The sequence below is a fragment of the Arthrobacter sp. zg.Y820 genome (assembly GCF_030125555.1).
Classification (GTDB): Bacteria; Actinomycetota; Actinomycetes; order Actinomycetales; family Micrococcaceae; genus Arthrobacter_B.
Window position 1 is genome coordinate 1 of record NZ_JASKLX010000020.1, and the last position, 2,347, is coordinate 2,347.

At 62.7% G+C, this 2,347-nt stretch carries 1 protein-coding gene and 1 rRNA gene; both read right to left on the reverse strand.

Annotated elements, in window-relative coordinates:
- Positions 1–214: 214 nt before the first annotated feature.
- Positions 215–2,026, reverse strand: a complete 1,812-nt coding sequence (locus QNN99_RS17385; RefSeq protein ID WP_229968481.1) for a DUF5979 domain-containing protein — start codon at positions 2,024–2,026, stop codon at positions 215–217.
- A gap of 242 nt (positions 2,027–2,268) precedes the next feature.
- Positions 2,269–2,347: ribosomal RNA gene (rrf, locus tag QNN99_RS17390) — 5S ribosomal RNA — on the reverse strand; the annotation flags it as partial.

Genomic DNA, 2,347 nt, shown 5'->3' on the forward strand with positions numbered 1-2,347 from the left:
GCTTTCCGCTCCCGGGCTTCTCAGCGCAGGATGGATCACCAGGATGTTTTTGGTGTGGTGTGGCCGCCATGCTCGTGAAGTTTTCCAACTCCCGGCCGCGGCGACTTAGAAGACTCTACACAGGTTTCGCCGGGCCCGCAAATCGCCCCGGCAGCGCCGGAGCCGGACCCTTTGAGGGGCCCGGCTCCGGTACTAAAGCGCCGCTGATCAAACCCTAGCTGTTGTGGCGCCGACGCGTTGATCCCAGGACCAACAATGATCCGGCAAGCAGTGCCCCACCACCGGCAATAGCGACGCCGTACGTGGCTGCGTCGGCACCGGTCTTCGGCAGTTGCTCAGTGGGCCGCTGCTGCTCGGCAACCGGCTGTTGCTCGGTAACTGGCACAGGTGCATACACGTTGACCACCTCGACGGTTTGAGACTGCCCGGGCAGGATGCCCACTTCACCAGTGCCTGAGGTTTCCACCGTGACGTCCTCGTTGGCTCCGGACGCTGGTTCCGAGACCCGGCACAGCACTCCCGCCGGAATACCTTCGTACCGCTGGGTATAGGTATCCGCAGTGGTCTCCTCGGGGATCACGAACGTCTCGTCAATCAGCCCGTCACCGCACTGGACATGAAGCACGACGTCGTCCTGCAGGCCGGCGCCCGAGCCGCTGATCGTCTTGGTGACCACAAGGCTCCCCGGATTGAATTCCACCGTATTGGCGACGGTGAGGACATTCTCCCCCTCGGTGATCGTCACCGCGTCCGAGACGGTCGGCGTCACCGTCACTTCGGTAGTGGATCCCGTGACCGGTTCGGTAACGGAGCACACCGTACCCACCGGAAGATCAACGATCGTTTCACTGACGGGAGCTGTGGTTCCCGCGGGGATCTCAAAGCTAAACAGCCCCGCTGCACCACAGTCGACAGCAAGCGCGATTGCACCTTGGCTGCCTATCGCTTCTCCTGCAAACGTTTTGTTTACCACGAGGTCTCCCGGTACAAAGAACTCCGCCGTCGCCTCGGCGGCGGCATTCAACACCGTGGTCTCGGCGAGGATGATGGGCTGCTTTTCCAACAGTGGATCAGCCTGGTCGTAGAGGTAGACGTTGCCGGTCTGGACGTTGACGGCAGCGCGTGCCCTGAGGACTCCCGGGTCGGTGGATGCCGGCGGGCCACCCACCCAGACCTGGGTCCCCGTAGGGACTGTGCTTCCGTTCGGGATAGGGACGGTCCCCGCAGCATCGGAGTACATGGTGTATCCGGTCGGCACGGAAACCGTAATCGCCGCACTTCCCTCCGCTGCCACCGTGAACGGGCCGCCGACGCTTCCCAACGGAGCCGCGGCAGCCGGGGGAGTCACGGTGACGTTCGGAGGGGGCGGTTCCGGCAGAGGCCCGTTGGTCCGGGCGTCTTCGACGATCGCCGCGACCGCGGGCCTGATGACCGTCTCCGTAGTATTGACCAGGTATCCGTCGGTTATGTACCAGATCGCGGCCTGCACCGCCGCAGCCTGCTGGTTTACCGACAAGCCCGCTGGGGCTGCGGGATTCGCAGGATAGTAGTTGTTCAGGATGTAATTTACGTAGCCAAGGTTGGCTATGTCGGCTTCCTCCCAGGGCGCGTTAACGTAGCCGACGCCGAGGGTGGTACCTATCGTGACGTCGATGCAATACATCCGGCCGAGCCGGCCATCGGCGTCCAGAGTGTTAAGGACGCCGGTGTATCCGCCGGCAGCAGGGACTCCCACGGGGTTGCCTTCGGGATAAGGCAGCGTGAGATCCGGCGGGGTGGGCTCGTCGGCCAGGAAACCCTGAATACTTTGACCTTCGCCTCGACTGGTAAAAACGACATCCGCGTTTGCGCTGGCCACCGGTGCCGGCTCAGTGGGGTCCGGATCCGTAACCCGGGCATTCGCGGGTGCCGCGAACGGTGCCAGCAGCAGCGCCGCAGCGGCGGCCGTACCTAAGAGTGACCTGCGTAGCCGGTGCCCGTGCCCCGGCCGACGCCGCAGGCCGGATGGAAAGGAATAATGGCTCATAGGGGTCTTCCTGCTTCTATCCCTGGGGATGATTCGCGAGTGACCATGCCGAAACCAGTTCGGCCTGTGTGCTAGGCACAGTATGTGGAATCCGAAGCCGGGGGTAGGCGGAACCGCAATATCCGTAGAAAGCCGGGGAGGGACCAAATTACCTATAGACATTCCCTGGTTAAACAAGTAAGGCCCCGCCAATGGCGGGGCCTTACTCTCTGAACAACCGGTGTCTTTCAACCGTAAATATTGTCCGGCGGTGACCTACTCTCCCACATCCTCCCGGATGCAGTACCATCGGCGCTGTGGGTCTTAGCTTCCGGGTTCGGA